At 48.7% G+C, this 26,403-nt stretch carries 20 protein-coding genes and 2 tRNA genes; 13 read left to right on the top strand and 9 right to left on the bottom strand.

The annotated features are described in order from the left end of the window. Positions 1–288: 288 nt before the first annotated feature. From metZ to LVJ85_RS07260, 5 genes are all read left to right on the top strand, one after another. Positions 289–1,458, top strand: coding sequence for an O-succinylhomoserine sulfhydrylase (gene metZ / locus LVJ85_RS07280; protein ID WP_244738353.1), 1,170 nt, complete (start codon positions 289–291; stop codon positions 1,456–1,458). A 62-nt stretch (positions 1,459–1,520) separates the two neighbouring features. Then, entirely contained in the window at positions 1,521–1,727 is a 207-nt protein-coding gene (locus LVJ85_RS07275) for a DUF2788 domain-containing protein (protein WP_244738352.1), read from the top strand. A gap of 85 nt (positions 1,728–1,812) precedes the next feature. After that, entirely contained in the window at positions 1,813–2,658 is an 846-nt protein-coding gene (gene folP, locus LVJ85_RS07270) for a dihydropteroate synthase (RefSeq protein ID WP_244738351.1), read from the top strand. Positions 2,659–2,827: 169 nt separating this feature from the next. Continuing rightward, the gene (gene glmM / locus LVJ85_RS07265; RefSeq protein WP_244738349.1) at positions 2,828–4,186 is read left to right on the top strand and encodes a phosphoglucosamine mutase; all 1,359 of its coding nucleotides are present in this window, start codon (positions 2,828–2,830) and stop codon (positions 4,184–4,186) included. Between the two features lie 263 nt (positions 4,187–4,449). Further along, on the top strand, positions 4,450–5,133 hold the full coding sequence (locus LVJ85_RS07260) for a DedA family protein (RefSeq protein ID WP_244738347.1): 684 nt from the start codon (positions 4,450–4,452) through the stop codon (positions 5,131–5,133). 21 nt (positions 5,134–5,154) lie between these two features. Here LVJ85_RS07260 and LVJ85_RS07255 read toward each other — a convergent pair whose 3' ends face one another. Continuing rightward, on the bottom strand, positions 5,155–5,313 hold the full coding sequence (locus LVJ85_RS07255) for a lipoprotein signal peptidase (RefSeq protein WP_244743115.1): 159 nt from the start codon (positions 5,311–5,313) through the stop codon (positions 5,155–5,157). 83 nt (positions 5,314–5,396) lie between these two features. Between LVJ85_RS07255 and speB the strand changes: the two genes are divergently transcribed. The 3 genes from speB to LVJ85_RS07240 all read left to right on the top strand — a co-directional run bounded on the left by speB (position 5,397) and on the right by LVJ85_RS07240 (position 9,954). After that, on the top strand, positions 5,397–6,365 hold the full coding sequence (speB, locus tag LVJ85_RS07250; protein ID WP_244738345.1) for an agmatinase: 969 nt from the start codon (positions 5,397–5,399) through the stop codon (positions 6,363–6,365). A gap of 280 nt (positions 6,366–6,645) precedes the next feature. Then, positions 6,646–8,442, top strand: coding sequence for an assimilatory sulfite reductase (NADPH) flavoprotein subunit (locus LVJ85_RS07245; RefSeq protein ID WP_244738341.1), 1,797 nt, complete (start codon positions 6,646–6,648; stop codon positions 8,440–8,442). Positions 8,443–8,736: 294 nt separating this feature from the next. Then, positions 8,737–9,954, top strand: coding sequence for an aspartate kinase (locus tag LVJ85_RS07240; protein WP_244738339.1), 1,218 nt, complete (start codon positions 8,737–8,739; stop codon positions 9,952–9,954). Between the two features lie 76 nt (positions 9,955–10,030). Here LVJ85_RS07240 and azu read toward each other — a convergent pair whose 3' ends face one another. After that, positions 10,031–10,603, bottom strand: a complete 573-nt coding sequence (gene azu, locus LVJ85_RS07235) for an azurin (protein WP_085362517.1) — start codon at positions 10,601–10,603, stop codon at positions 10,031–10,033. A gap of 168 nt (positions 10,604–10,771) precedes the next feature. Beyond that, positions 10,772–12,295 carry a threonine ammonia-lyase, biosynthetic gene (gene ilvA, locus LVJ85_RS07230; protein ID WP_244738337.1) on the bottom strand — a complete coding sequence of 508 codons (1,524 nt, stop codon included), beginning with the start codon at positions 12,293–12,295 and terminating at the stop codon, positions 10,772–10,774. Positions 12,296–12,671: 376 nt separating this feature from the next. Between ilvA and LVJ85_RS07225 the strand changes: the two genes are divergently transcribed. The 4 genes from LVJ85_RS07225 (at position 12,672) to LVJ85_RS07210 (ending at position 18,362) form a co-directional block, all read left to right on the top strand. Beyond that, entirely contained in the window at positions 12,672–13,865 is a 1,194-nt protein-coding gene (locus tag LVJ85_RS07225) for a D-alanyl-D-alanine carboxypeptidase family protein (protein WP_244738335.1), read from the top strand. Between the two features lie 218 nt (positions 13,866–14,083). After that, positions 14,084–14,160, top strand: a tRNA-Arg gene (locus LVJ85_RS07220). An 18-nt stretch (positions 14,161–14,178) separates the two neighbouring features. Continuing rightward, positions 14,179–14,253 (top strand) — tRNA-Glu (locus LVJ85_RS07215). A 431-nt stretch (positions 14,254–14,684) separates the two neighbouring features. After that, complete coding sequence (locus LVJ85_RS07210) at positions 14,685–18,362, top strand: nitrate reductase subunit alpha (protein WP_244738333.1); 3,678 nt, start codon at positions 14,685–14,687, stop codon at positions 18,360–18,362. A gap of 170 nt (positions 18,363–18,532) precedes the next feature. Here LVJ85_RS07210 and LVJ85_RS07205 read toward each other — a convergent pair whose 3' ends face one another. Next, positions 18,533–19,120: a LemA family protein gene (locus tag LVJ85_RS07205; RefSeq protein WP_244738331.1), complete on the bottom strand. Its 588-nt coding sequence runs from the start codon at positions 19,118–19,120 to the stop codon at positions 18,533–18,535. A gap of 206 nt (positions 19,121–19,326) precedes the next feature. After that, a complete protein-coding gene (locus tag LVJ85_RS07200) occupies positions 19,327–20,013 on the bottom strand; it encodes a methyltransferase (protein ID WP_244738329.1) in 687 nt (228 codons plus the stop codon). 194 nt (positions 20,014–20,207) lie between these two features. Between LVJ85_RS07200 and LVJ85_RS07195 the strand changes: the two genes are divergently transcribed. Next, positions 20,208–22,196, top strand: coding sequence for a transglycosylase SLT domain-containing protein (locus LVJ85_RS07195; RefSeq protein ID WP_244738327.1), 1,989 nt, complete (start codon positions 20,208–20,210; stop codon positions 22,194–22,196). Positions 22,197–22,322: 126 nt separating this feature from the next. Here LVJ85_RS07195 and LVJ85_RS07190 read toward each other — a convergent pair whose 3' ends face one another. The 4 genes from LVJ85_RS07190 to LVJ85_RS07175 are packed head-to-tail and all read right to left on the bottom strand — an operon-like array spanning position 22,323 to position 26,372. Beyond that, a complete protein-coding gene (locus LVJ85_RS07190; RefSeq protein ID WP_244738325.1) occupies positions 22,323–23,336 on the bottom strand; it encodes a virulence RhuM family protein in 1,014 nt (337 codons plus the stop codon). 49 nt (positions 23,337–23,385) lie between these two features. Beyond that, positions 23,386–23,916 carry a restriction endonuclease subunit S gene (locus LVJ85_RS07185; protein ID WP_255733908.1) on the bottom strand — a complete coding sequence of 177 codons (531 nt, stop codon included), beginning with the start codon at positions 23,914–23,916 and terminating at the stop codon, positions 23,386–23,388. Next, the gene (locus LVJ85_RS07180; protein ID WP_244738321.1) at positions 23,876–24,466 is read right to left on the bottom strand and encodes a restriction endonuclease subunit S; all 591 of its coding nucleotides are present in this window, start codon (positions 24,464–24,466) and stop codon (positions 23,876–23,878) included. Before LVJ85_RS07180 ends, LVJ85_RS07185 begins: the two co-directional genes overlap by 41 nt. Further along, complete coding sequence (locus LVJ85_RS07175; protein WP_244738319.1) at positions 24,459–26,372, bottom strand: class I SAM-dependent DNA methyltransferase; 1,914 nt, start codon at positions 26,370–26,372, stop codon at positions 24,459–24,461. Before LVJ85_RS07175 ends, LVJ85_RS07180 begins: the two co-directional genes overlap by 8 nt. Between the last annotated feature and the right edge of the window lie 31 nt (positions 26,373–26,403).

Below are 26,403 nucleotides of genomic sequence, written 5' to 3'. Positions count from 1 at the left end.
GGCAGCAATGTTTTACCGTGTAAAAATTGTTTCATTTTTTTTTTTTTTTTTTTTCAACAGGTTATTTGTGATTTTTAGATTTTGTAAAATATGTCAATGATTTCGTTTGGAAAATAGTTTTAAATTGAATGAGGTTAAGCTATTGTTTTATTTAATAGTCATAAGAATGTTTGGTGAAATTCAGGCTGGGCATGGCTTTAAGGTTGAAACCCCGCCCAAATAAGCGCAAAATGTTCCCAATTTTTTGCCGTGCTTTTTCAGACGGCCTGTTGATAACGAGAAAGAATCATGAGCGACACACTCCATCCCGAAACTTTAGCGATACGCGGTGCGAAAAGCCAAACCGAATACAACGAACACAATCAGGCATTGTTTCTAACCAGCAGCTTTATGTTTGACGATGCGGCGCAAGGCGCGGCTTTGTTTGCCAAGGAAATCGAAGGTTATACTTATTCGCGCACGGCCAACCCCACCGTGGCGGCTTTTGAAAAACGCGTGGCCTGTTTGGAAGCGGGCGAGAGCGGTGTGGCGACTTCTACCGGCATGTCGGCGATTCAGGCGGCGATGCTGACGTTTTTGAAAACGGGCGACCATCTGATTGCCAGCCGCAGCCTGTTTGGCACTACGGCCGGGTTTATCAACGGTATCGTGTCGAAATTCGGTATTGACATCACGCTGGTGTCGCAAACCGATACGGCCGAATGGCGTGCGGCGGTGAAAGACAACACCAAAATGCTGTTTTTGGAAACGCCTTCCAATCCTTTGAACGAAATTGCCGATATCGAAGCATTGGCCGCCATTGCGCATGATGCCGGCGCGCTTTTGGTGGTGGACAACAGTTTCTGCACGCCTGCTATCCAGCAGCCTTTGAAGTTGGGGGCGGATTTGTCGGTGCAGTCGGCCACCAAAGGTATCGACGGTCAGGGCAGGGTGCTAGGCGGTGTGATTTGCGGCAAAACGGAGTTGGTTAAAGAAATCGCCATGTACAGCAATTCGGCGGGTTTGGCCTTGTCGCCGTTCAGCGCGTGGGTGCTGCTTAGCGGTGTGGAAACGCTGTTTGTGCGCATGGAAAAGCAGGCGGCCAATGCTTTGCAGATTGCCGAATGGCTGCGCGGGCAGGCCAAAGTGAAAGCGGTTTTTTATGCGGGTCTCGACGACCATCCGCAAGCCGAGTTGGTGCGCAAACAGCAGGTTTCAGGCGGCATTGTGGTGGCTTTTGAAGTGGAAGGCGGTCAAGAAGCGGCATGGAAGGTGATTGATTCGGTGAAGATTTTTTCTAAAACTGCCAACCTCGGTGATGTGCGCTCCACCATTACGCACCCTTGGACGACCACTCACGGCAGAATGGCGCCGGAAACAAAACAGGCCGCAGGTATTGAGGCGGGCTTGCTGCGTTTGTCGGTAGGTTTGGAAAACGTGCAGGATTTGATCGCCGATTTGCAGCAAGCGTTGGCGTAATTTTCAGACGGCCTTTAAGGTTTCGTACAGGCCGTCTGAAACATACATTGAAGGAGTAAGAAATGGATGAGGCAGTATTTGCCGATTGGGCATTGAAAATCTGTTTGACCGTGCTGATTGTGTTCTTGGGCTTTATCGTGTGGAACCTCGGCAAGGAATCGAAGGCAGGCAAATTCGGCATGTTTATTTTGTTTTTGGTGTTGGGGCTGGGTGTGTTCGGCTTCATCTTTAAAAACGTGCTGATTGAGTTTTTCGTATTGTCCAAATAAATCTCAATGCGAGGCCGTCTGAAAATTTTTACCTGATTTCAGACGGCCTCTCCGTGTTTAAGCTGTATCTTCCGAAAGAAAACCGATGACTTCTCCCGTTTGGCAGGCAGGCCGTTTTGCCATTGATTTGAGTGCGCCGAAAATTATGGGCATTGTGAACCTCACGCCCGATTCGTTTTCAGACGGCGGCGTGTATTCGCAAACCGTTCAGACGGCCTTGAAACACGCCGGGCAGCTGCTGAAAGAAGGTGCGGATATACTGGACATCGGCGGCGAATCCACCCGCCCGGGTTCGGATTATGTGCCGCCCGAAGAAGAGTGGGCGCGGGTGTCGCCGGTGTTGAAAGAATTGGCAACGTGGGGCGTGCCGGTCAGCTTGGACACGCGCCGCACGGTGGTGATGAAGCGGGCTTTGGAGCAGGGCGGAGTGGACATCATCAATGATGTGTCGGCATTAAGCGATGAAGGTGCGGTCGATTTGCTGGCGCAGCAGTCGCAAACCGGTATCTGCCTGATGCACATGCAGGGCATGCCCGCAACTATGCAGGAAAATCCGCAATATCAAGATGTTGTGCGTGAAGTTGCCGGTTATTTGAACGAACGTGCGGCTGCGTGCGAACAAGCCGGTATTGCACGCAACCGCATCGTGCTCGACCCCGGTTTCGGCTTCGGCAAAACCCTGCAACACAATATCCTGCTGATGCGCCATTTGGACGAACTGGCTACACAATCCGGTTTGCCGCTTTTAATCGGCGTTTCCCGCAAACGCATGATCGGCGCGCTGACCGGCGAAGAAAACGCCGCCGACCGCGTACACGGAAGCGTGGCGGCGGCGTTGGCATCCGTAGCACGGGGCGCGCAGATTGTGCGCGTGCATGATGTGAAAGCCACCGCCGATGCGCTGAAAGTGTGGAATGTATTGGGTGTGTGAGCCTAAAGTTTGAAACAGTATTGTGAGGCCGTCTGAAACCGATATTCAGACGGCCTTTGAATATGCGTTTTGATATGCGTAAAGTTTCAACCGAAAAACCTTGTAAACTGCTGGATACCGCCGCGGGGCTGCTTTACAATACGGGCTAAAGTTTGAACGGAGTGTCTTTATGTCGAAAAAATATTTTGGTACGGACGGTGTACGCGGCGAAGTCGGCCAATTTCCCATTACCCCCGATTTTGTATTGAAGCTCGGTTATGCCGCAGGTCAGGTGCTGGTGCAGCACGACAGCGGGCAGAAGCCGACCGTGATCATCGGTAAAGACACCCGTATTTCAGGTTATATGCTCGAAGCCGCACTGGTGGCAGGCTTTACCGCCGCAGGCGTTAACGTGATTCAAACCGGCCCGCTGCCTACGCCGGGCATCGCCTATTTAACCCGCGCGCTGCGTCTTTCCGCCGGCGTGATGATTTCCGCTTCGCACAACGTTTATTCCGACAACGGCATTAAGTTTTTTGCCGAAGGCGGCGTGAAATTGAGTGACGAAATCGAGCTGGAAATCGAAGCCAAACTGGACGAAGAAATAAAAACCCGCCCGTCCGACCGTTTGGGTCGCGCCCGCCGTGTCAGCGGTGCGGATGACCGCTACATCGAATTCTGCAAATCCACGTTCCCCGCCAACTACGATTTGCGCGGCTTGAAACTGGTGGTCGATACCGCCAACGGAGCGGGCTATCATGTTGCGCCGAAAGTGTTCCATGAATTGGGTGCGCATGTGGTGGCCGTCAGCGACGAACCCAACGGCTACAACATCAACGAAAAATGCGGCGCCACGCATCCTAAAGCCTTGCAAGCGGCAGTGCTGCAAAACGAAGCCGACTACGGCATTTCGCTCGACGGCGACGGCGACCGCCTGATGATGGTTGACCGCCACGGCAAAGTGTACGACGGCGACAGCCTGATTTATGTGATCGCCAAAGCCCGTGCCGCAGAAGGATCGTCTATCGGCGGTGTAGTCGGCACGGTAATGACCAATATGGCGATGGAATTGGCTTTGCAAGAGCAGGGTGTGGCCTTCTGCCGTGCCAAAGTCGGCGACCGCTATGTACTTGAACAGCTGCAACAACGCGGCTGGCTTATCGGCGGAGAAGCCAGCGGCCATATTTTGTGTATGGACAAACACAATACCGGCGACGGCATCATTTCCGCTTTGCAGGTGTTGGCAGCCCTGCGCACGCTGAATCAGGATTTGGCTACCGTTTGCGCCGACTGGCAGCCGTTCCCGCAAACCATGATTAATGTGCGGATTCAAAAAGGCCAAGATTGGCAAAGCGCTTCAAAAGACGTGTTGGCCGAAGTTGAAAAAGAGCTGGAAGGCAAAGGCCGCGTGGTATTGCGCGCTTCCGGCACCGAGCCTGTGGTGCGCGTGATGGTGGAAGCGCGTCAGGCCGATTGGGCGAAGAAAGGCGCGGAACGGATTGCACAAGCGATTCAAAACGCTTCGGATTCTGCCAAAGACAAGAAGTAATTCAGGTATCAATCTTTAAGATGTTTCAGACGGCCCAGGGCATGGTTTCCGGGCCGTCTGAAATAACATGAGAAACTGTTGGGCAACATCAAATTCCACCTTATTTTCAGACGGCCTCAAGCGCAGTATCAAGCCCGTTTGCAATACAATGAAGTTTAAACTGCGAAATATCCGGGCAGGCCGATAAGCAATGTTTTCAGACGGCCTGCCTACTCAAACCGATATTTTATTTCACACAATCAAATCAATAAGGGACAAGCGTTATGCTTGCTATTTTAGAAGCTTTTTTCATTCAATACGGTTATGCGGCGGTATTCATGGTGCTGCTGGCTTGCGGATTTGGCGTGCCGATTCCCGAAGACATTACTCTTGTTGCCGGCGGCGTGATTTCGGGTTTGGGCTATACCAACGTACATATCATGGTTGTAGTGGGCTTGCTCGGCGTGCTGGTCGGCGACGGTCTGATGTTTGCCGCCGGACGGGTGCTCGGCCACAAAATCCTGAAAGTGCGCTTTATTGCCCGAGTGATGACACCGCAACGCTACGCCCAAGTACAGGAAAAGTTTGATAAATACGGCAACCGAGTGCTGTTTGTGGCGCGTTTCCTGCCCGGCTTGCGCACGCCGATTTTCATTACCGCCGGTATCAGCCGCAAAGTGTCTTACTTGCGCTTTTTGGCGATGGACGGCCTCGCGGCTCTGATTTCCGTGCCGGTGTGGGTGTATCTCGGCTCTTACGGTGCAGAAAACCGCACATGGCTGATGGAAAAAGTGCATCAGTTCCAATACGCGCTGTTTGTGCTGATCGGTATCGGTGCGGTGGTGCTGCTGTATTTCTACTGGAAGAAACGCCAGCGCCAACGCTTTTTCCGCGAACACATCCGCGAGATCCGCTTGAAACGCAAAGAGCGCAAAGCGGCGGCAAAAGTGAACAATGCAGCCGATTAAACATTCATTTAAAATCAAATCCTAGATAAGCAAAAGGCTTTCAGGCCGTCTGAAAAACCCGAGACCTTGCAAAACCCTCAGATGTGGATGCAGTTTAAGGCTTAGCAGCGCAGCGGGTGCAGACATATCATATACAAGGCTAAACGAGCGGGCAGCGCACAACGCAGAAATGCGCCGCAGATGGGCTTTGCAAAGGTCTCAGCCTTTATGTTTTTCTGCATACTCACATTTTTTCAGACGGCCTCATCCCACGAAAGACAAACATGACAAACAAAATCTACGGCGACGGCGCGTTCCGCCGCGAATCGCTCAAAGGCTCGACCATTGAAAACACTTATGCGGGCGCACTTTCCTTTATGCGCCGCCGCTACACGCGCGATTTGACCGATGTCGATGTGGTGGTGTCCGGCGTGCCGCTCGATTTGGCCACGACTTTCCGCCCCGGCGCGCGTTTAGGCCCGGCCGCCATCCGTGCCGCCAGCGTGCAGTTGGCCGAATTGAATCTTTTTCCGTGGGGCTTTGATCCGTTTGACGATTTGGCCGTGATTGATTACGGCGACTGCTGGTTTGACGCGCATCAGCCGTGGACTATCCGCGAAACCATCGTCCAGCACGCCCGCGACATTATTCAAAACAGCAACGCCAAAATGCTCACGTTCGGCGGCGACCATTTCATCACTTATCCGCTGTTGCAGGCGCATGCCGAAAAATACGGCAAGCCTTTGAGCCTGCTGCATTTCGATGCACATTGCGACACTTGGCCGGATGACGCGCCCGAATCTTTGAACCACGGCACCATGTTTTACAAAGCCATCAAAGAAGGTTTGATCGATCCGAAAACTTCCGCCCAAGTCGGCATCCGCACTTGGAACAGCGACTTCATGGGCATGAACATGCTGTTTGCGCCGTGGATTAATGAAAACGGCGTTGAAGCGACGGTAAAACGTATTTACGACATCATCGGCGACAACCCCGTTTACCTGACCTTCGATATCGACTGCCTCGACCCCGCTTTCGCTCCGGGCACCGGCACGCCCGTTCCCGGCGGTTTGAATTCGCATACCGCTCTGGGCATTGTCCGCGCGCTGGGCGATTTGAATATCGTCGGTATGGACGTGGTGGAAGTGTCTCCCGCTTACGATAACGCCGAGATTACCGCCATCGCCGCCGCGCATGTGGCCGCCGATATGCTGTGCCTGATGCGCAATAAGAAAGTGGCGGGCAAGTTGTAAAACACAAATGTTCTCGACCTTGAGATAAGCTGCATTTCATCAACATCCTCCGAACCTGCCGGAAAACTGCCGTCGGTTCGGAGGATTTTTTATGGGCAGCAGAAATGCGCCGGCTCCATGCCGTGCGGTTTGATATAACAAAAGTGCATGTGGTTAAAACCAACCATTCTTTCCTTTTTTCAGACGGCCTGTTTAAAGTGGCGGCTATGTTTGGGAAGCGCGTGCCTAACGTGTCTGCCGTAAAGATATAACGCCGAATAAAGAGAATAAAGGAATCCGCATGAGCCAAGCCAATCCGCTGCCGTCTGAAATTGCCGACCGGCTTTCTTCACTTTCTTCCACCCAGCTTGCATGGCTGTCGGGCTATTGTTGGGCGCAAAGCCGGCAGAGCGGGGCGGCTGCTCAGACGGCCTTTGATGCTTCCGCTGCCGCCGTACCCGCCGCCGAACCGCGCCGCGTAACTGTGCTTTCTGCCTCGCAAACCGGCAACGCCCGCCGTGTGGCCGCCGATTTGCTGGTGAAACTGGAATCGGCGGGCATCAATGCGCGCTTGGTGGCGGCGGCCGATTTCAAGAGCAAAACGCTGCCCGAAGAAGACATCGTGCTGTTGGTCACGTCCACGCAGGGCGAGGGCGAGCCGCCTGAAGAAGCTGTGCCGCTGTATAAATTCGTGTTCGGCAAAAAAGCTCCCGATTTGGGCAAACTCAGCTTTGCCGTGCTGGGCTTGGGCGATTCTTCTTATCCCAAGTTTTGTCAGGCGGGCAGGGATTTCGACAGCCGTTTCGCCGAATTGGGCGCAACCCGCTTGAGCGCGTTTGGCGAGTGCGATTTGGATTTTCAGACGGCCGCCAATGCTTGGGTGGAAACGGTTGCCGCTAAAGTGGCCGAACTGTGTGCGCAAGCCGCCGCACCGGTTTCAGACGGCCTCAAGGGCGCATCTCCCGCCGCGTCTGCCGCACAGGTGTACACCAAAGAAAAACCGTTTACCGCCTCACTTTCCGTCCGCCAAAAAATCACTGCCCGCAATGCCGAAAAAGACGTGGAGCATATCGAAATCGATTTGAGCGGTTCCGGCATCCGCTATCAAACCGGCGACGCGCTCGGCATCTGGCCGCTGAACGCTCCCGAATTGGTGGCGGAAATTCTGGCCTTGAACAACTTAAACGGCAGCGAAACCGTGCGCCTTGCCGACGGCAGCGAAACCGATATTCAGACGGCCTTAACCGAACATGCCGACATCACCCAAAATACGCCTGCTTTTGTGCAGCAGTATGCCGCTTTGTCGGGCAGTGAAACCTTGCAGCGTACGGTGGAAAACGCCGAAGCGTTGGACGCTTATCTTGCCGTTACCCCGCCGGTGGGCGTGCTGGCCGCTTTTCCGCACCCGCTGGATGCGCAAACCCTGTTCGGGCTGTTCCGCGCCCAAACGCCGCGCCTGTATTCGATTGCCTCGGCGCAAGACGAAGTGGGCGACGAAGTTCATCTCACCGTGGGCGTGGTGCGTTACGAACATCACGGCCACACTTACACCGGCGCGGCTTCGGGCTTTTTGGGCGGCGCGCTCGAAGAAGGCGGCAGCGTGCGCGTGTTTGTCGAACCGAATCCGCATTTCCGCCTGCCCGAAAAAGGCGACACACCGGTAATCATGATCGGCGCAGGCACCGGCGTGGCTCCGTTCCGCGCCTTTATGCAGCAGCGCGAAGCCAACGGCGACGCAGGCAAAAACTGGTTGGTATTCGGCAACCAGCGGTTTACCGACGATTTCCTGTATCAGGCCGAATGGCTGCAATACCGCAAAACCAGCCTGCTGACCCGCGCGGATTTGGCGTGGAGCAGGCAGGGCGAAGAAAAAGTGTATGTGCAGCACAAACTGGCCGAAAACGCCGCCGAAGTATGGGCATGGTTGCAGCAGGGCGCGCATGTGTATGTGTGCGGCGACGCAACCCGCATGGCGCGCGATGTGGAAAATACTTTGCTCGAGATCATCTCCGAACAGGGCAAACTCAGCCGCGACGATGCCGAAGACTATCTGAACGGTTTGCGTGAAGACAGGCGTTATCAGCGCGATGTTTATTAACGATTTGAATCGTTTGAATTTGAAGCCGTGAGGCCGTCTGAAAAAAGTTTTTCAGACGGCCCCGTTGATGTATAAGCGTCATTATGCCGTGTGCAAAAAAGACACCATGCCGACGAGGCGGCAAAGGAAGCGTTTTTATACTTTATCAGCCGCGAAATAAGGCGCATAATGAGACCTTTTTACGCGCGGCAGCACCTTGTGTTTAACGGTAAAAATAGTAATAATGTTACGAATTTTTCCAAGCGCAACTAATCTTCCGTTGCATCCATAACATCAATCAAGAAAGCACGAAAAATGGCGTTAATCGTACAAAAATACGGCGGCACTTCAGTAGGCTCCGCCGAACGCATCAAAAACGTAGCCAAACGTGTCGCCAAAACCCGCGCAGAAGGCCACGATGTCGTTGTGGTGGTATCTGCCATGAGCGGTGAAACCAACCGCTTGGTTGCATTGGCGCACGAAATGCAGGATTTCCCCGACCCGCGCGAATTGGACGTTGTATTATCCACGGGCGAACAAGTTACCATCGGCCTGTTGGCGATGGCGTTGAAAAACATCGGCGTAGACGCCAAGAGCTACACCGGCTGGCAAGTACCGGTGAGAACCGACAACGCCCATACTAAAGCGCGCATCGAAGACATCGACGACAAAGCTATGCGTGCCGATTTGAAAGAAGGCAAAGTGGTGATTGTGGCCGGTTTCCAAGGCGTGAATGCCAACGGCGACATTTCCACATTGGGCCGCGGCGGTTCGGATACTTCGGCCGTTGCATTGGCCGCCGCCTTAAAAGCCGATGAATGCCAGATTTATACCGATGTGGACGGCGTCTATACCACCGACCCGCGCGTCGTGCCGGAGGCCCGTCGTCTGGATACGGTAACTTTTGAAGAAATGCTGGAGCTGGCAAGCTTAGGCTCGAAAGTTCTACAAATCCGTTCGGTGGAATTCGCCGGCAAATACAAAGTCCGCCTGCGTGTGTTGAGCAGCCTGCAAGAAGGCGGCAGCGGTACATTAATTACCTTTGAAGAGGACAACAACATGGAAAGAGCAGCCGTATCCGGTATTGCATTCGACAAAAACCAAGCCCGTGTCAACGTGCGCGGCGTGCCGGACAAACCCGGTGTGGCTTACCAGATTCTCGGCGCGGTAGCCAATGCCAACATCGAAGTGGACATGATTATCCAAAATGTCGGCGCGGAAGGCACAACCGATTTTTCATTTACCGTACCGCGCGGCGAATACAAGCCCGTGTTGGAGTTGCTGAACGGCTTGAAAGAGAGCATCGGTGCCGCAGAAATCGACGGCGACGATACTGTATGCAAAGTGTCTATCGTTGGTTTGGGTATGCGTTCGCATGTTGGCGTTGCGTCTAAAATGTTCCGCACTTTGGCCGAAGAAGGCATCAACATTCAAATGATTTCTACTTCGGAAATCAAAGTATCGGTGCTGATCGACGAAAAATACATGGAATTGGCAACCCGCGTGCTGCACAAGGCATTTGATTTGGGCTAATTCCGTTTCATTCCGCTATAAAAAACACTCACAAGCCATGAAAGCTTGTGAGTGTTTTTATTTCAGCCGGTGAAAATTAATCGGCCAAGTTCACTTTGCCGCGCATCAAACCGAGGTGGCCGGGGAACGAGCAGAAGAATTCATATTGGTTGCCGGCCGCAAATTTGCCGGTATCTACGGTAATGCTGGTTTCTTCGCCGCCGCCGATGAGTTTGGTAGAAGCAACAATGCGCTCATCGCCCGCCTTAATGTAGTCGCCTTCAGCACCTGCAGAAGCACCGTCTTTGGTTACAGCATCCACATCTTCCGCTTTGGTAATCACAATATTGTGGCCCATTGCGGCTTTAGGCATTTTGCCGACGTGTTTCAAAGTGATGGTGAACTCTTTACATGCTTTGCTGATATTGATTTCAGACACGTTGTATTTCATCGCATCGTCGGATTCCACTACTGTGCTGCACGCAGCATCGGCGGCAGCCGCAGGAGCTGCTTCGGAAGCGGCAGCAGCGGGTTCGGCCGCAGCAGGTTCAGATGCAGCTGCGCTGGCTGCGGCAGGGGCTTCGGCTGCCGGAGCTTGTTGTGCAGGCTCTTGCGAACAAGCAGTCAAACCTAATACGGCTGCGGAAATAAAAGCTAAATAAAGTTTCATGTGAACATACTCCTTATGTGTATTGAGTTGTTTGGGTTAGCTGTTTTGAATAATTTGATTTAGACCATATTATTCATGAAAAAAGCTGAAAAAACAGGTTTTATGGTGTTTTATTTCAATCTTGATTGCGCTATGTCAAGTTTACTGTTCAGACGGCCTTAGTTACATTCAGCCCAAAAAGAGCTTATAAGCTGCATTATGGGTTTCGTCTTCGTAAACATAGCCCAGCCCGTCGAGAAATTCCGCAAAGGCTTCGCAATCTTGTTCGGGCACGTCCACGCCAACCAGCACTCTGCCGTAATCCGCGCCATGGTTGCGGTAATGGAAGAGGGTGATGTTCCAGTCGGTCTGCATATTGCTTAAGAATTTCGCCAATGCGCCCGGGCGCTCGGGAAACTCGAAGCTGACAACGCGCTCGTTGGCTACTTTGTGCGTGCGACCGCCAACCATGTAGCGTGTGTGGATTTTGGCAATTTCGTTGTTAGTTAAATCGGTGTTCGGCAAACCGGCGGCAGTAAGTTCGGCACTGATTTTGGCTAAATCTTGAACGCCGGCCGTCTGAATACCGACGAAAATATGCGCGATTTGATCGTCGCCGTAGCGGTAGTTGAATTCCGTGATGTTGCGGCTGCCAATAACGTTGACAAACTTCAAGAAGCTGCCGGGCTTTTCGGGAATGGACACGGCAAAAATGCCTTCGTTACCTTCGCCCAACTCACTGCGTTCCGACACATGGCGCAGACGGTGAAAGTTGATGTTTGCACCGCTGGTTACGGCAATTAAAGTTTCGCCTTCCGCTTGATTACGGTTAACGTAAGCTTTCAAGCCAGCCAATGCGAGCGCACCGGCCGGCTCCATAATGCTGCGCGTATCGTCGAAAATGTCTTTGATGGCGCCACAGATGGCATCGGTATCAACCGTAATAATGTCGTCCAATAAATCTCGACAGATACGGAATGTTTCTTCTCCAACCAGCTTCACAGCCGTGCCGTCTGAAAACAATCCTACATCTTTCAGCTCGACCCGTTTGCCTTCGGCAATAGAAACCTTCATACAACATGAATCGTGGGTTTGCACGCCGATGATTTTGATTTCAGGGCGGACTTGTTTGATAAAAGCGGCAATGCCAGCAGCCAAACCGCCGCCGCCGATAGGCACAAAAATCGCATCGATTTTGCTGGAAGTTTGGCGCAAGATTTCCATGCCGATGGTTCCTTGTCCGGCAATTACATCCGGATCATCGAACGGAGCGATGTAAGTCAAACCTTCTTTTTCGGCAAGTTCGACCGCATAATCATAGGCGTCGTTATACGATACGCCTTTAAGCACCACCTCGCCGCCTCGGTTTCGTACTGCGTCCACTTTGATTTGGGGAGTCGTTTCCGGCATCACGATTACAGCACGGCAACCCAAGCGCTGCGCCGACAAAGCAACCCCTTGCGCATGATTTCCCGCGCTGGCCGCAATAATGCCGCGAGCCAACGCATCTTTAGAAAGTTTGGACATTTTGTTATACGCGCCACGGATTTTGAAAGAAAACACGGGCTGCAAATCTTCGCGCTTGAGTAAAATATGATTACCGGCACGATGCGAAAGGCTACGGGCTGGTTCAAGAGGTGTTTCTACGGCTACATCATAAACAGATGCGTTGAGAATGCGGATAAGATAGTCGGAATAAGAAAGAGTGCTCATAATATTATGATAATCAAAAGTATATATTCTTATTTATTTGAGCCGTGTGTAAAAAAACAAACCGCCCAAGTCTAAAGCTGCATTTTTAATATTCTGCCGCCCGTGCAAACTTGGTAAGCACCAAGTTAAATAATATCTGAATAAACCTGAAACCATACTCCGCAGGCCGTCTGAAAGCAAGAAAAATCTTAGCAAATGAACACATTAATAGGTATAATGCGCCTCTATAACCAAAGGCTTGCTTCAAACCGCAAGCCGGCTAAATCAGGCGTGAAACCGCTTTACCGCGTCTGCATAGTTTACCCAACTATTAACAGGCCGTCTGAAAATACAGACGGCTTGTATCACTCATAAACATTTAAAGAAGTTGAACTACATGAAGAAAACCTTACTCGGCCTGATGACGGCCGCTTTTGTTTGCAGCTCAGCCTTTGCCACTGTTCCTGCTCCGCAAGCCAACGCTCCCGCGCAAACAGCCACACCTACGGCAGTTCCCCTGCCTGAAATTTCCGCCACAGCTTATATCGTGAAAGATGCGCAAAGCGGCCAAATTCTCGCTGAAAAAAATCTGAATGCCCAAATCGAGCCGGCTTCTCTTACCAAACTGATGACTGCCTACTTGGCTTTTAAAGCATTGGACAACGGCACGTTAAAACCCGACCAAATGCTGACCGTATCTGAAAAAGGTTGGAAAGCCGAAGGATCACGCATGTTTTTGGATCCTAAAAAACCGGCCAGCGTTAGCGATTTGATTAAAGGTTTGATTGTTCAGTCAGGTAACGATGCCGCCATTACTTTGGCAGAAGCCATCGGCGGCAGCGAAGAGGGTTTCGCTACCATGATGAATGCGGAAGCCAAACGCTTGGGCATGAAAAATACTGTTTACACCAATAGTACCGGTTTGCCGGGAGAAGGCCATCTCACTAGCGTTAACGATTTGGTGATTTTGGCAGATGCAATTATCCGAGATTTCCCTAAATATTATCCGATTTATGCGATGAAATCGTTTAAATACAATAACATCGAACAGCCGAACCGCAATTTGCTGCTGTATCGCGATCCCAACGTAGACGGTTTGAAAACCGGCCATACCAGTAGCGCAGGTTACAACTTGGTGGCCTCAAGCAAACGCAACGGCCGCCGTGTGATTTCCGTTGTAGTCGGCACGGAAAGCACAGAAGCTCGTGCGTCAGAAAGCAGCAAATTATTGAACTGGGCTTTGCAGGCTTACGATACGCCCAAACTATACGATGCTAATCAAACCATTTCCCAGGTGAAGGTATATAAAGGCAGTTCCAATGCCGTAAATGTAGGTTTCTTAAACGCTTCGTATGTGACGATTCCTCATGGTGAAGGGCAAAATATTAAACCGATTTTGGAAACGGTACAGCCCGTATTGGCACCTATTCAAAAAGGGCAGGTTTTAGGCAAGCTGAAAGTTATGAACGGCAATACCGTCTTGGCTGAAAAAAACGTGGTAGCTTTAAATACCGTAGAAGAAGCGGGTTGGTTTGGCCGTACTTACGACAGCATCGTTCTTTGGTTTAAGAGTTTATTTGTCGACGAATAAACTCATTGGTTAAAAAAAGCCGCTTATTGAAAGCGGCTTTTTTAGCTTTTAGGCTCTTTAAATTGAATATAAGATAAATGACAATATATTCAAAAAAATAAATTTAAATAAATTCATATTATTATAAATTTTTTGCCAATAAAGGCTAGACAACATAAAGCAATGCTATTACTATTTCAATTCTTGATTCACAGCACTAACGAAGCGCAGTGAGATACGCACCCGTAGCTCAGTTGGATAGAGTATCTGGCTACGAACCAGAGGGTCGGGCGTTCGAATCGCTCCGGGTGCGCCAAAAATCAAAATGATATCCGCGCCCATCGTCTAGCGGTTAGGACATCGCCCTTTCACGGCGGTAACCGGGGTTCGATTCCCCGTGGGCGTGCCAAATACTAAAAACCTCTTAAGAAAGATTTTTCTTAAGAGGTTTTGTTTTGTCAAAAAATATTTCTATCTACATAACTTGCAAAGTAAATGATTAGGTGATTTTTGCCTTGTTTATCAATGCTTCTAAGTTTTTTGCACAATGCAATCAAACTGTTTTCTCTAAACAATCATTATCTTTAAAAGCAATTTTCAGACGGCCTTGATGCCGTCTGAAAAACATCTCCCTTCATATAGTTTCTTAAATTCAGATTTGAATTACTTCTAAAGAACTAGACATCTACTTAAAAAGCGTTTTTCCCCTCAGCCTTTTTTCTCCTGTTTAAACCCTTTCGGCGCATATTTTCCTGCAGGCGGCTGGATTATATTCTAAGGCGTAAAAAAATTATTTTCAGACAGGCATTTCCTGCCGGACATAAGCATAAGGAACCCGCCATGAGCCACTTTTTAGACCGCCTGAAATTTTTCAGCCAAAAACACGAACCCTTTGCCGACGGGCACGGTGTACTCACCGAAGAAGACCGCAAATGGGAAGATGCCTACCGCAGCCGCTGGCAGCACGATAAAGTGGTGCGCTCCACCCACGGTGTGAACTGTACCGGTTCGTGCAGTTGGAAAGTTTATGTGAAAAACGGCCTGATTACTTGGGAAACCCAGCAGACCGACTATCCGCGCACCCGCCCCGATTTACCCAACCACGAGCCGCGGGGCTGTCCGCGCGGTGCTTCTTACAGCTGGTATGTGTATTCCGCCCAACGTGTGAAATACCCGATGATGCGCGGGGTGTTGGCGGAAATGTGGCGTGAAGCGCGAAAAACCATGTCGCCGATTGAAGCTTGGGCATGGATTGTAGAAGACGAAAACCGCGCCAAATCGTACAAAACCCAACGCGGTTTGGGCGGCTTCGTGCGTACGTCTTGGGACGAAGCCAATGAAATGGTGGCTGCGGCCAATGCTTACACTATTAAAAACTACGGCCCCGACCGCGTGTTCGGTTTCTCGCCGATTCCCGCTATGTCAATGGTAAGCTACGCTGCCGGTGCGCGTTATTTGGGCTTAATCGGCGGTGTGCCGCTGTCGTTTTACGACTGGTATTGCGACTTGCCGCCGGCCAGCCCGCAAATTTGGGGCGAGCAAACCGACGTTGCCGAATCTGCCGACTGGTATAACGCCAACTATCTGATGGTGTGGGGTTCCAACGTGCCGATGACGCGCACGCCTGATGCCCATTTCTACACCGAAGTACGTTACAAAGGCACCAAAACGGTGGCCGTGTCTTCCGACTTCGGCGAAATGGCGAAGTTCGGCGATATTTGGCTGGCGCCGAAACAAGGTACCGACGCAGCTTTGGCGATGGCGATGGGTCATGTGATTCTGAAAGAGTTCCACATCGACAATCCTTCTCCTTATTTCACCGATTATGTGCGCCGCTTAACCGATATGCCTGTATTGGTGCGCTTGGATGCCGACGGTAAAGGCTATGCGCCTAAATATTTCCTGCGCGCGTCCGAATTGGCCGCATTCGGCGAAGAACAAAATGCCGATTGGAAAACTTTGGTATGGGACGAGCTTTCAGACGGCCTCTGCCTGCCCAACGGTTCTATCGGTTTCCGCTGGGACGGCAGCCAAAAATGGAACTTGGAAACCCGCGCACAAGATAAAGAAGTTCATGCCGCCCTGTCGCTGAAAGAACGTGCCGATGAAGTGGTAAACGTAGGCTTTACCTACTTCGGCGGCGAGTGCGACGACATGATTTACCGCAAAGTGCCCGCCAAACGCATTCCGCTGGCCAACGGCGAAACCGCGTTGGTAGCGACCGTGTTCGACCTGATGGTGGCCAACTACGGCGTGGACAACGGCTTGGGCTGCGAAAATGTTGCCAAAGATTATTTCGACGACAAACCTTACACGCCGGCATGGCAGGAAAAACACACCGGCGTGAAACCGGAGCTGGTGATTCAGGTAGCCCGCGAGTTCGCCCAAAACGCCCACGACACCGAAGGCCGCAGCATGGTAATTGTCGGTGCCGGTCTGAACCACTGGTATCACATGGACATGGCGTATCGCGGCATCATCAATATGCTGATGATGTGCGGCTCTATCGGTAAATCCGGCGGCGGCTGGTGCCACTATGTAGGCCAAGAAAAACTGCGCCCGCAAAGCGGCTGGATTCCGTTGACGTTTGCCACCGACTGGCACCGCCCGCCGCGCCAAATGAACAGCACCTCGTTCTTCTACGCCCATACCAGCCAATGGCGGCATGAAAAAGTGCATGTAGATGAAATTCTTGCGCCGGATGCCGACGGCGATATGAGCAAGCTCTCCATGATCGATTACAACGCCAAAGCCGAACGCATGGGCTGGCTGCCGAGCGCGCCGCAATTGGGTGCAAACCCCTTGGATATTGCCGACCAAGCCGATGCCGCAGGAGTGGATACGGCTCAATATGTGGCAGGCCGTCTGAAAGACGGTTCGCTGGATCTGGCGTGTAACGACCCCGACAACCCGCAAAACTTCCCGCGCAACCTGTTTGTTTGGCGCTCAAACCTGCTCGGTTCTTCGGGCAAAGGCCATGAGTATTTCCTGAAATACCTGCTGGGCACGCAAAACGCCGTGTTGAGCGACGAAAACGACGAAGAGTGCATCAAGCCGTCTGAAATTACCGTGCGCCCCGCCGCCGAAGGCAAACTCGACCTGCTGACCGTACTCGATTTCCGCATGTCCACCACCTGCTTGTACGGCGATATCGTGTTGCCGACCGCCACATGGTACGAAAAAGACGACCTCAACACCTCGGATATGCACCCGTTTATCCACCCGCTCACCGAGGCCGTGCAACCGCTGTGGCAAAGCAAAACAGACTGGGAGATTTACAAAGGTTTCGCCAAAAAATTCAGCGAGTTGGCTAAAGACTACATCGGCGTGCGCAAAGACATCGTGCTTACCCCGCTGATGCACGACAGCCCGCAGGAACTCGGCCAGCCGTTTGACCCGAAAGACTGGAAACACGGCGAATGCGACCCGATTCCCGGCAAAACCATGCCCGCAATTACCGTCGTCGAGCGTGATTACGGAGCGATTTACGAAAAATTCACTTCGGTCGGCCCGTTGCTGGAAAAAATCAACAACAACGGCAAAGGCATGGCTTGGGACACCAAGCACGAAGTCGAATTCCTGCGCAAACTCAACGGCGTACAAGCAACCGGCGCGGGCAAAGGCCAGCCGAAAATCGAAACCGCCATTGATGCCTGCGAAATGGTGCTGACCCTCGCACCCGAAACCAACGGCCACGTTGCCAAAAAAGCATGGCAAGCCTTGGGTAAAGCCACCGGTCGCGATCATACCCATTTGATTAACGCCAGCGAGCATACCGCCATCCGCTTCCGCGACATCGTCGCCCAGCCGCGCAAAATCGTTACCTCACCGATTTGGTCGGGCGTGGAAAGCGAAGAAGTGTGCTACAACGCCGGCTATACCAACGTGCACGAACTGATTCCGTGGCGCACCATCACCGGTCGCCAGCAGTTCTACCAAGACCACAAATGGATGCGTGATTTCGGCGAACATCTGTGCGTGTACAAGCCCGCCGTCGATTTCAAAACCACCAAAAAACTGCTCGGCAAATACCCTAACGGCAATAAGGAAATTACTCTTAATTTCCTCACGCCGCACCAAAAATGGGGCATCCACAGCACCTATTCGGAAAACCTGCGCATGCTCACCCTGTTCCGCGGCGGCCCGCACGTGTGGATTTCCGAAATCGATGCCAAGAAAGCCGGCATTGTCGATAACGACTGGGTGGAAGTGTTCAACGCCAACGGCACCATCGCCTGCCGCGCCGTGGTGAGCCAACGCATCCCCGAAACCATGATCCTGATGTACCATGCACAGGAAAAAATCGTCCATACACCCGCGGGCGAGGTTTCACAAAAACGCGGCGGCATCCACAATTCCGTTACCCGCGCCATCTTGAAACCCACCCACATGATCGGCGGCTACGCCCAGCTTGCCTACGGTTTCAACTACTACGGCACGGTAGGTTCCAACCGCGACGAATGGGTGATTGTGCGTAAAATGAACAAAGTGGATTGGATGGATGAACCGGTAAGGTAAGGCCGTCTGAAAAGCTTGGTATGTAAAAAAGTGCCTGTCTGAAAGGGAGTTTTCAGGCAGGTATTTTTGACTTTATTTCATGTGGTTACGTTATCTAATCATTTTGAAAAGATTTAGATGATAAAAAGGGAACCATACATGGTTCCCTTTGAATAAGTTGGATTAAAGATTTACAGTAGAATTCTTGATGTCATGCGTACGGCAGCACTGTCTTCAAATGATAACAAAGCAGCTTTTCTACCATGGCCGAGAAATCCGGCGAAAATATTTGCGGGGAAAGCATTGCGCATTTCGTTGTATGAGACGGCTGAATTATTGTAATTTTGCTTGGCATACGCCACGCGGTTTTCAGAGCTTTCTAAAATATCCATCAAATCGATAATTAATTTATCTTTTTTCAATTCGGGATAGGTTTTAATTACGGATTGTAAATTAGATAAAGCCTCATTTAATTCGGTTTCTACCGCTCCGAGGGAAGAAACGGAATTTTCATCAAGATTGGCAGAAGCTGCGGACAAAACTGCTTCGGCACGCTGTCTGGCACAAGCAACTGCTGAAATAGCAGCTTGATCACGACCTAAATAAACCTTTGAAGCATCTATTAAATTAGGAATGATATCGTGGCGGCATTTCAGCTGCTCGTAGATATTATTAAAAGCATGAATATATTGTTTTTTCCCCATTAACAATTTCTTATTGATAATAATCAACAACAGGCCGCAGAAAATCACGAAGAAGAAAGTGAGTGCAGAGTTCATCGTAACACCTTTCATTTTTTAGTTATTAAACGTTTTCACCAATGTTGTTTCTAAAGTGATTGTAACAAATAATTTTTCAAAATGTAAAGAAATTTTTAAATTTTACAAATTAATACTTCATTATCTTTACATTTTATTACCGATTATTAGTTTTGAAGTTGGTCTGTTTGTTCTAGCTTTGGTTTGGATATTCTGAGTGTAGACTTTTAATCAACTTTCCATTTTGCACTACCTAAAACCACTTCTATATTGTTTTCAACCACTTCCGACCATTCCTCGGTAAGCCTCATACCTGCCACGCGTTTTTTCAGCACCAAGCCATATACAGAGGCAGCATGTGGCCACCAACGGTTTCCAGCTGTTTCCATAAATTGAAAAAGCTTCATTGCGTCGTTGCTTTTAAGCGGTGGTAGATACACCATAAATTTGCCAAGTTCTATTTGAAAACCGATTGCCTCAAGTTGTTTTTTCAAATCCGGAAGAGGGTGGCAATATCGTGCTTCCGGCAGATATTTACCGTTAAACCAATTGCGCAAACGCCAAAGCGAATAAGGGTTAAACCCTGTCAGAATGATTCTGCCTTCAGGCTTTAAAGCTTGAAAAGCTTGAAAAAGTATGTGTTCTGTTGAAGTATTTGTTTCCAAAGTATGCGGCATTAGCAGCAAATCTAATGTGCTTTGTTCCCAAGCCCATGCAGCCGTATCCATATAGATATCTTTGCCGATACAGATACATTTTTCAGATGGCCTCAACCATTCTTCCATACCAAATTGCGCGGATTTACTTACGAAAAAATCGGCGGAAGACTGCTCAAAAAAATGCCGCTCCAGTGTCGATGTATAAATCCCCATATCGGTATCGGTGAACCACCGTGACAATTTTTTATATTCCATTCAAAGCACCTTTTGCGAAAAAGCAGAAAGACAAAGGGATAAAATATACTCTTAAAAATATTCCCAATCAGTATGGTTTACTGGGTAAATATATAAATTATCTCAAATATTTTGCAATATCTTCTTGACTGAATCCTTTCAAAACATTAACATCTGCCCCATTATAAATTAACTATTTAGAATTTCTTGAGACTATGGCGAAACTAAAATCTATAGCCCTAGCCGTTACAGGCGTATCGGCAGTTTCTGGTGCCGCATATACTCATGCAGCTCCTTCTACTCAAACAGGCATGGCAATGATGCGGTTAAACTCATCATTACTGGACCAAGAGCAAAAAAATATTGCTTCAGGCAGCCTTTGGAATGTTATGCGTAAAGACTTCCGCATGGCAGAAGTAAACTCAGAACTCGTACGCCGTCACGAAAGCAAATTCTCAGCAGGTCGCGCTTATTTCGACCGCACCATCAACCGCAGCAAACCTTATATGTACCATATTGCCAATGAAGTCAAAAAGCGCAATATGCCTGCGGAAATCGCTTTACTTCCCTTTATTGAAAGTGCATTTGTTACCAAAGCTAAATCTCATGTTGGCGCTTCCGGTTTATGGCAGTTTATGCCTGCTACCGGCCGTCACTTCGGTTTAGAGCGTACCGCACAATATGATGGCCGTCACGATGTGTATGCTGCCACTAACGCAGCATTGAACTATCTCGAATATCTGCACGGTATGTTCGGCGACTGGTCGCTTGCTTTAGCCGCATATAACTGGGGCGAGGGCAACGTAAGCCGCGCAATCAAACGTGCCCGCGCACAAGGTTTGAACCCGGTTTATGAAAATCTTCGTATGCCTGCCGAAACTCGCAATTATGTTCCCAAATTGCTGGCTGTAAGAAATATTGTCAATAATCCCCAAGCCTTTGGTATGGGTTTGAGTGAAATTGAAAACAAACCTTACTTTAAAGCAGTTGCATTGGATAAGCCGCTTGACACAAATTCAATCGCCAAAATGGCCAACATCAGCGAAAGTGAATTCTTAGCTTTGAATCCGGCTTTTAATGGCTCTGTATTTGTTCCCAAAGCAAACCGCAAACTTCTTTTGCCGGCTCATGCTACTTCTACTTTCGAGAAAAACTATCGAAGCATTAGAAATGATATTCAGCTTGCTTGGGATAATGACTCAACCGACCGTAAGTTCACAGGCAAAGCTGCTATTGATTCAGCCATCAATATTGCTGCATTAACCCAACCAAGCAAAAAAGAGGTTAATACTCCTGAAATCGTACAGGTTGCACAAGCTACAAACATTCAACTTCCCGAACGTTACGAAACTAACGTAGTGACCGTTCAGCAAATTAACGGTATTTCTGACAGTAAACAAGTAGAATCGAATCCTTCGCCGATTACTATCTTGGCAGCGAAATCAGAGCCGGTAAAAGAAACTGCTGAAACTACAGCAGCTCCCGCACCGATTTCCATTGCAGCCTCATTGATTGCCGAAAACTCAGCTCCGGTTGATGCCATTACAGTAGCAGTAGCAGAGCCTTTGCCGTTGCCAACCCAAACATCGGCCACTCCTGCTCCTGAAAAACCGGCACCTTCAGACGCGCCTGTGGATGTAGCCGAAAATGATGCTACTTTACCTAACCGTGCTCCGGCATCTTCCGAAGCACAAGATCCTTTATTGGCCCTGGTTGATGATGCAGAACAAAATCGTTTGAATGCTGCTGAAAGCGTGAGAAACAGCTTGGCTCAATTTGAAGCAGATTCAGCTACCAAAGCCCGCACTGATCGAATTATCGCAAGCCGAGCAAAACAACAGCAACGTACCGAAACCCGATTGGCTCGTGCCAATGCTGCTGCGAAACTGGCAAATAACACTCACCGCGTAGAAGCAGGGGATACGTTATTTAATATTTCTCAACGCTACAATCTCAGTGTTGCTGATTTGATCACTGTGAATAACATCAAAGGTAACAGCATCCGCAAAGGCCAAGTACTGAAAGTTACTGCGGCATCAACCCAACGTAATGCCGTGCGTAATGTTTCTTATACTGTGCGTAAAGGCGATACTTTGAATACCATTGCAAGCCGTTTCAATGTGGATATCAATGATATCCGCCGTTGGAACCGCAATACCCGTACAGTAACTCCGGGTCAACGTTTGAAACTGATGGGTAGTTGATTTCCTCTTACATTATTTAGATATCAAAAAAAGCACCTGAAAATTCAGGTGCTTTTTTTGATATGGTTAGCTTTCTATATTGAGAAATAACCAAATCCCAAAAAGCTGATTTCTAGCTGGTTTCAGTTATTTTTTGAGCTTAACTTTTAAGTGCAATAATTCGGCAATATCTTCTTCTCCCTGCTGTTCCTTGATTTGACGCTGTGCAGCCATATAGCGTTCGTATTCGGCTTCTGCTTTAGCATCGGCCTGTTTTTTGCTGATTTTACCTGCACCTTGCAGCACTTCACGGTCGTTAAACGCCAAAAATTGATCCAGCTTTTCCGTCCAATCCTTTAAAAACACCTGCTTTTTTCTCTGCGCCTGATCTTCGGCAAAATCCAGCCACATAATGACTATGCGATTTAACTGGCTGATTTCTTTTTCGTTTAAATAGTTTTTGGCCGTTTTAATGTCTTTTTTACGCACTACGCCATCGGTCGTATGCGTTAAACCCATTAACGGTTTGGCCGCATCGACACGCCGATAAACCAACTCCGCAGCAGTATGCCCGGTCGCTGCAAAATGCAGTTTGTTTTGAATGGTTTTAAAAAATTGCGTGGTTTCTTTAAAGCTGGGCTGATAATCCGCAGCCAGCGCAAAAATCTCACGCACACGTAAATAGACCCGCTTTTCACTGGCGCGGATATCACGGATGCGCTCCAGCAATTCATCAAAATGATCCGGTGCAGGCAAGGTTCCCACCAGCGGATTTTTCAGGCGCTCGTCATCCAGCACAAAGCCTTTTTGCAGATACTCGCCCAACGTGCGCGTAGCCCATTGGCGGAACTGCGTACCGCGTGAAGAACGCACGCGGTAGCCGACGGCGATAATCATTGGCAGGGAATAATGGGCGATTTCGCGGCTTACCTGCCGCCCGCCTTCGGTTTGAACTATTGAGTAATACTCAATAGTTGCCCGTTCCTCCATTTCTTTTTCAGCCAATATCGCTTTGATATGCTTATTGATATTGGAAACGGTGGTTTGATACAGCTCAGCTATTTCCAACTGTGTGAGCCAAAGCTGCCCGCCCAGTTCACGTAAAACGAATTGGGAGCGGCCGTCTGAAGTGGTGTAGAGGATTAAGGTGTTGTCGGTCATGGCTTAATCTATTTTCGGCTGGGTATTGCACTGATATTTATAAAATATTTTATTTCCTGTATTGCAGATAGCGCATAATTTGGCGTAATTCCAAGTATTGCATATAACGGGCAGCAGTTTTCCAGTCTGGCTGGTTTTCAGTTGTGACAGGCAGCAAAATTTTCTGCTTTGCCATGCGTGCTGCGTTGAATTTATAGCCGTATTGATATTTACCCTTCTGCTTCAGAATGGCGGTTTTTAGAAATAAATAAGCATATTTTCCTGCTTCGGGTGCTTTGATTCTCAATCGTTTTACATCATCGGAGAACAGGCATTCGTAAGGATGATAAAAATTTTCTACTACGCTGCCATTGTAATTCACACCCAAAACGTTTTGGTCTAAGCTGGCATTTTGATTGGCAACAAAAGCAGTGATGCCGTTATTGCCGTCACTTGCACCCGCAAAAGGTCTGTTTCCTATTTCCATATCCTGTTTGGTTAATCGGACACCTGATAAAATCTCACAAATATCCTGTATGGTAAACGTTGCCCAGCGGTTTTTAGACGGCCTCCAAGCCTCTACCCCCCCCCCGCAAGTTATTGTTATTTAATTGTTTATTGTAATAATTTAAGATAGTTTTGATTTTATCCTGCTCGATTTGCTTCATAAAATATTCCATGAACTGCCAGTCGGGTTGGCTGTCTGAATTGACGGGAAGCATGATTCTTGTGCGATTTAGCCTACCTAACGTGGCTCCTGTGCTTCCCCAAGAAAATTTTTCCATTTGGATTTTTAATAAAGGAATTACAAACATTGCCACCCAGTAATTCAAATTTTTATTTCTTAAAACCTGAATATTTTGTCCTGTCCAAAAACTGTTTTTTTGATAAAAAACAGTTTGCGTATCCAAGCCAATAGTAATGACATTACCACTATCTTTTTTATATTTCAGGATCTGTTCATCAGAAACAAATAGATTGATTCCATTATCTATATCACTGCGAGTGATATAAGGAATTTCTCCATTCCCAGAAATGTTTAATTTATTTTTATCGATTCCACTTTGAGTTGCTTTAATATCAAAGATACCTTCTTTACCACCGATAAAAAAGCTTTTCCATTCTCTATCTACTAGTTTTAATTTACTCATTATCTTCCTCTAATCCAAACAAATACCCACGTCCATGTGTAATCATATTGACTTCGAAAGTCAGGTAATCGGCAATCACTTTTTCAAAATCGGCTTCGCTGGGAATTTCATCGTTAAAGTAGTAAAACGAGTGCAGCCATTCATCCTCAGCCTCAACAGTTGTTTCTACGCAAAAGCGGCTTTCAGCTTGAATGCGGTTGTGCCATACGTCTAAGAGATGCTGTTTTTTGTCTTTGGCACTCACCGTTTCCACCAGACCGATGTGTTTTTGTACTTCAAAACCGTCATTTTCAAAGTTGATGAATTTGACGATTTTGTCTTTTTCGTGCGGGATACCTGTTGAGAAAATTGCGATGCAAGGATTGGTTCCAACTCTGTAAAAGGTGTTTTTATTTAAGGTAATCACGCCTTCAAGTGTATGCTTTTTGAGGATATTTTCTTTGATTGCCTGTTCTTCTTTGGTTTTCCCCGTCATAGATGACTGCGGCACAATCACAATGGCTTTACCGTCGGCAGCCAAAGAATCCAGCAAATGCTCTGTAAAGGAAATCTCGTATAGGTTGGGATTGGTCTTTGAGCCTTGCGAATACGGCGGATTCATCATGCCGATGTTGCAACCTTTAAGTTGCAGTTGGGCGGGATTTTGTTTGAGAAAATCTTCCTGTTCTAAATTGCTTTTTCCGTCGCCGCGCAAAATCATATTGGTAGTGGCGATGGTAAACATATAGGGTTGCAATTCGATACCGTGCAGTTGTTCTTTGCGGATTTTTCTTTTTTCTGCTTCCTTATCGGTTTTTTGCAGCATATGGTGCATGGCGGCAATAAGAAAGCCGGCCGTACCGCAACAAGGGTCAAACACCGAATCGGTCGGTTTAATATCGATAAGTTCACAAAAGAGTTCAACGATATGACGCGGGGTCAAAACGATACCGAGCGTCTGCCCGTCTCCGCCGGAATACGACATAAATTCGCCATAAAACCGCCCTAAATAATCTTCGGATGACTGGATATTTTTGATATTTTTGTAAATGTTTTCGTAAATAAACTGGGTATAGTGCTTAAGTGGGGTTTTGCCCAAGGTTTTGTTGGTTTCGTTGATGGCTTTGGTATCTCGGATAACGAGAAATTGGCTGAGTAATTTGTCTTTTTTTACTTGCGGCTTGACTTGGGCACGGTCGAGATTAGCCTGTATGGCTTCATAGATTTTTTGGCCGTCGGTTTTAATGTCGTCGCCATTAAGATGGTCGATATTAAAATTGTGGTGTTCAATTTCACGCAGAGCTAGCAAAATACCGGAAACAATCAATGGTTTATCTTTATCCTGAATGCTGCCGTAGTTGCGCAAATCTTCGTGCAGGGCTTTGGCGTCTTTAAGAATTTCTTCGGTAGTTTTCTCTTCGTCGGTTTGTTCTTTAAGGATGTTTTTGGTGTAATACTCGCCAATATTTTTGTCATTAAATAGCGTGAACGTTTCAACATCCTCCAATTCTTTGTATTCGCCACGCTCATTGATAAACATCGGAGAAATTTTATGGCGTTTTTCATTGCCGGATACGCCGATGGCGATGATTTTTTTATAACTGGTATTTCTGGCTAGATGAATGCCGTAATGTAATGCACCGTTGACAGCAAAATATTTGATGCTGTCGGTAGTTTGGCAAATCAGCTCGCTTCCATTGCGTTTGATGTGATCGGCAATATCAGCTTTGTCTTCAATAACAATAACAAAGTCTTTGACTATTCCACAAAATTCCGGATACCCCGCTTTGCCGGTTTGTGCCTTGGATGCAGTTTTAAGTGCCTTATCCAATTCTGCAATATCACTGCCTTGAGGGCATAAATCCAATCCTGCTTCTTTGAGTAGGTCATATACCCAAAAATCCGTTTTAACTTCTTTTTTAGCCATTTGATGTAGTTTCTTGATTGTTGATTTAGGA

This window comes from Neisseria sp. Dent CA1/247 (assembly GCF_022870825.1).
In the GTDB taxonomy this organism is placed as follows: domain Bacteria; phylum Pseudomonadota; class Gammaproteobacteria; order Burkholderiales; family Neisseriaceae; genus Neisseria; species Neisseria zoodegmatis.
This window is presented reverse-complemented; position numbering and strand designations above follow the sequence as displayed.

What these genes read in the sequence shown, in the direction of transcription:
- metZ (WP_244738353.1), top strand. Translation starts at nt 289, where the DNA reads ATGAGCGACACACTCCATCCCGAAACTTTAGCGATACGCGGTGCGAAA.
- LVJ85_RS07275 (WP_244738352.1), top strand. Translation starts at nt 1,521, where the DNA reads ATGGATGAGGCAGTATTTGCCGATTGGGCATTGAAAATCTGTTTGACC.
- folP (WP_244738351.1), top strand. Translation starts at nt 1,813, where the DNA reads ATGACTTCTCCCGTTTGGCAGGCAGGCCGTTTTGCCATTGATTTGAGT.
- glmM (WP_244738349.1), top strand. Translation starts at nt 2,828, where the DNA reads ATGTCGAAAAAATATTTTGGTACGGACGGTGTACGCGGCGAAGTCGGC.
- LVJ85_RS07260 (WP_244738347.1), top strand. Translation starts at nt 4,450, where the DNA reads ATGCTTGCTATTTTAGAAGCTTTTTTCATTCAATACGGTTATGCGGCG.
- speB (WP_244738345.1), top strand. Translation starts at nt 5,397, where the DNA reads ATGACAAACAAAATCTACGGCGACGGCGCGTTCCGCCGCGAATCGCTC.
- LVJ85_RS07245 (WP_244738341.1), top strand. Translation starts at nt 6,646, where the DNA reads ATGAGCCAAGCCAATCCGCTGCCGTCTGAAATTGCCGACCGGCTTTCT.
- LVJ85_RS07240 (WP_244738339.1), top strand. Translation starts at nt 8,737, where the DNA reads ATGGCGTTAATCGTACAAAAATACGGCGGCACTTCAGTAGGCTCCGCC.
- azu (WP_085362517.1), bottom strand. Translation starts at nt 10,603, where the DNA reads ATGAAACTTTATTTAGCTTTTATTTCCGCAGCCGTATTAGGTTTGACT.
- ilvA (WP_244738337.1), bottom strand. Translation starts at nt 12,295, where the DNA reads ATGAGCACTCTTTCTTATTCCGACTATCTTATCCGCATTCTCAACGCA.
- LVJ85_RS07225 (WP_244738335.1), top strand. Translation starts at nt 12,672, where the DNA reads ATGAAGAAAACCTTACTCGGCCTGATGACGGCCGCTTTTGTTTGCAGC.
- LVJ85_RS07210 (WP_244738333.1), top strand. Translation starts at nt 14,685, where the DNA reads ATGAGCCACTTTTTAGACCGCCTGAAATTTTTCAGCCAAAAACACGAA.
- LVJ85_RS07205 (WP_244738331.1), bottom strand. Translation starts at nt 19,120, where the DNA reads ATGAACTCTGCACTCACTTTCTTCTTCGTGATTTTCTGCGGCCTGTTG.
- LVJ85_RS07200 (WP_244738329.1), bottom strand. Translation starts at nt 20,013, where the DNA reads ATGGAATATAAAAAATTGTCACGGTGGTTCACCGATACCGATATGGGG.
- LVJ85_RS07195 (WP_244738327.1), top strand. Translation starts at nt 20,208, where the DNA reads ATGGCGAAACTAAAATCTATAGCCCTAGCCGTTACAGGCGTATCGGCA.
- LVJ85_RS07190 (WP_244738325.1), bottom strand. Translation starts at nt 23,336, where the DNA reads ATGACCGACAACACCTTAATCCTCTACACCACTTCAGACGGCCGCTCC.
- LVJ85_RS07180 (WP_244738321.1), bottom strand. Translation starts at nt 24,466, where the DNA reads ATGAGTAAATTAAAACTAGTAGATAGAGAATGGAAAAGCTTTTTTATC.
- LVJ85_RS07175 (WP_244738319.1), bottom strand. Translation starts at nt 26,372, where the DNA reads ATGGCTAAAAAAGAAGTTAAAACGGATTTTTGGGTATATGACCTACTC.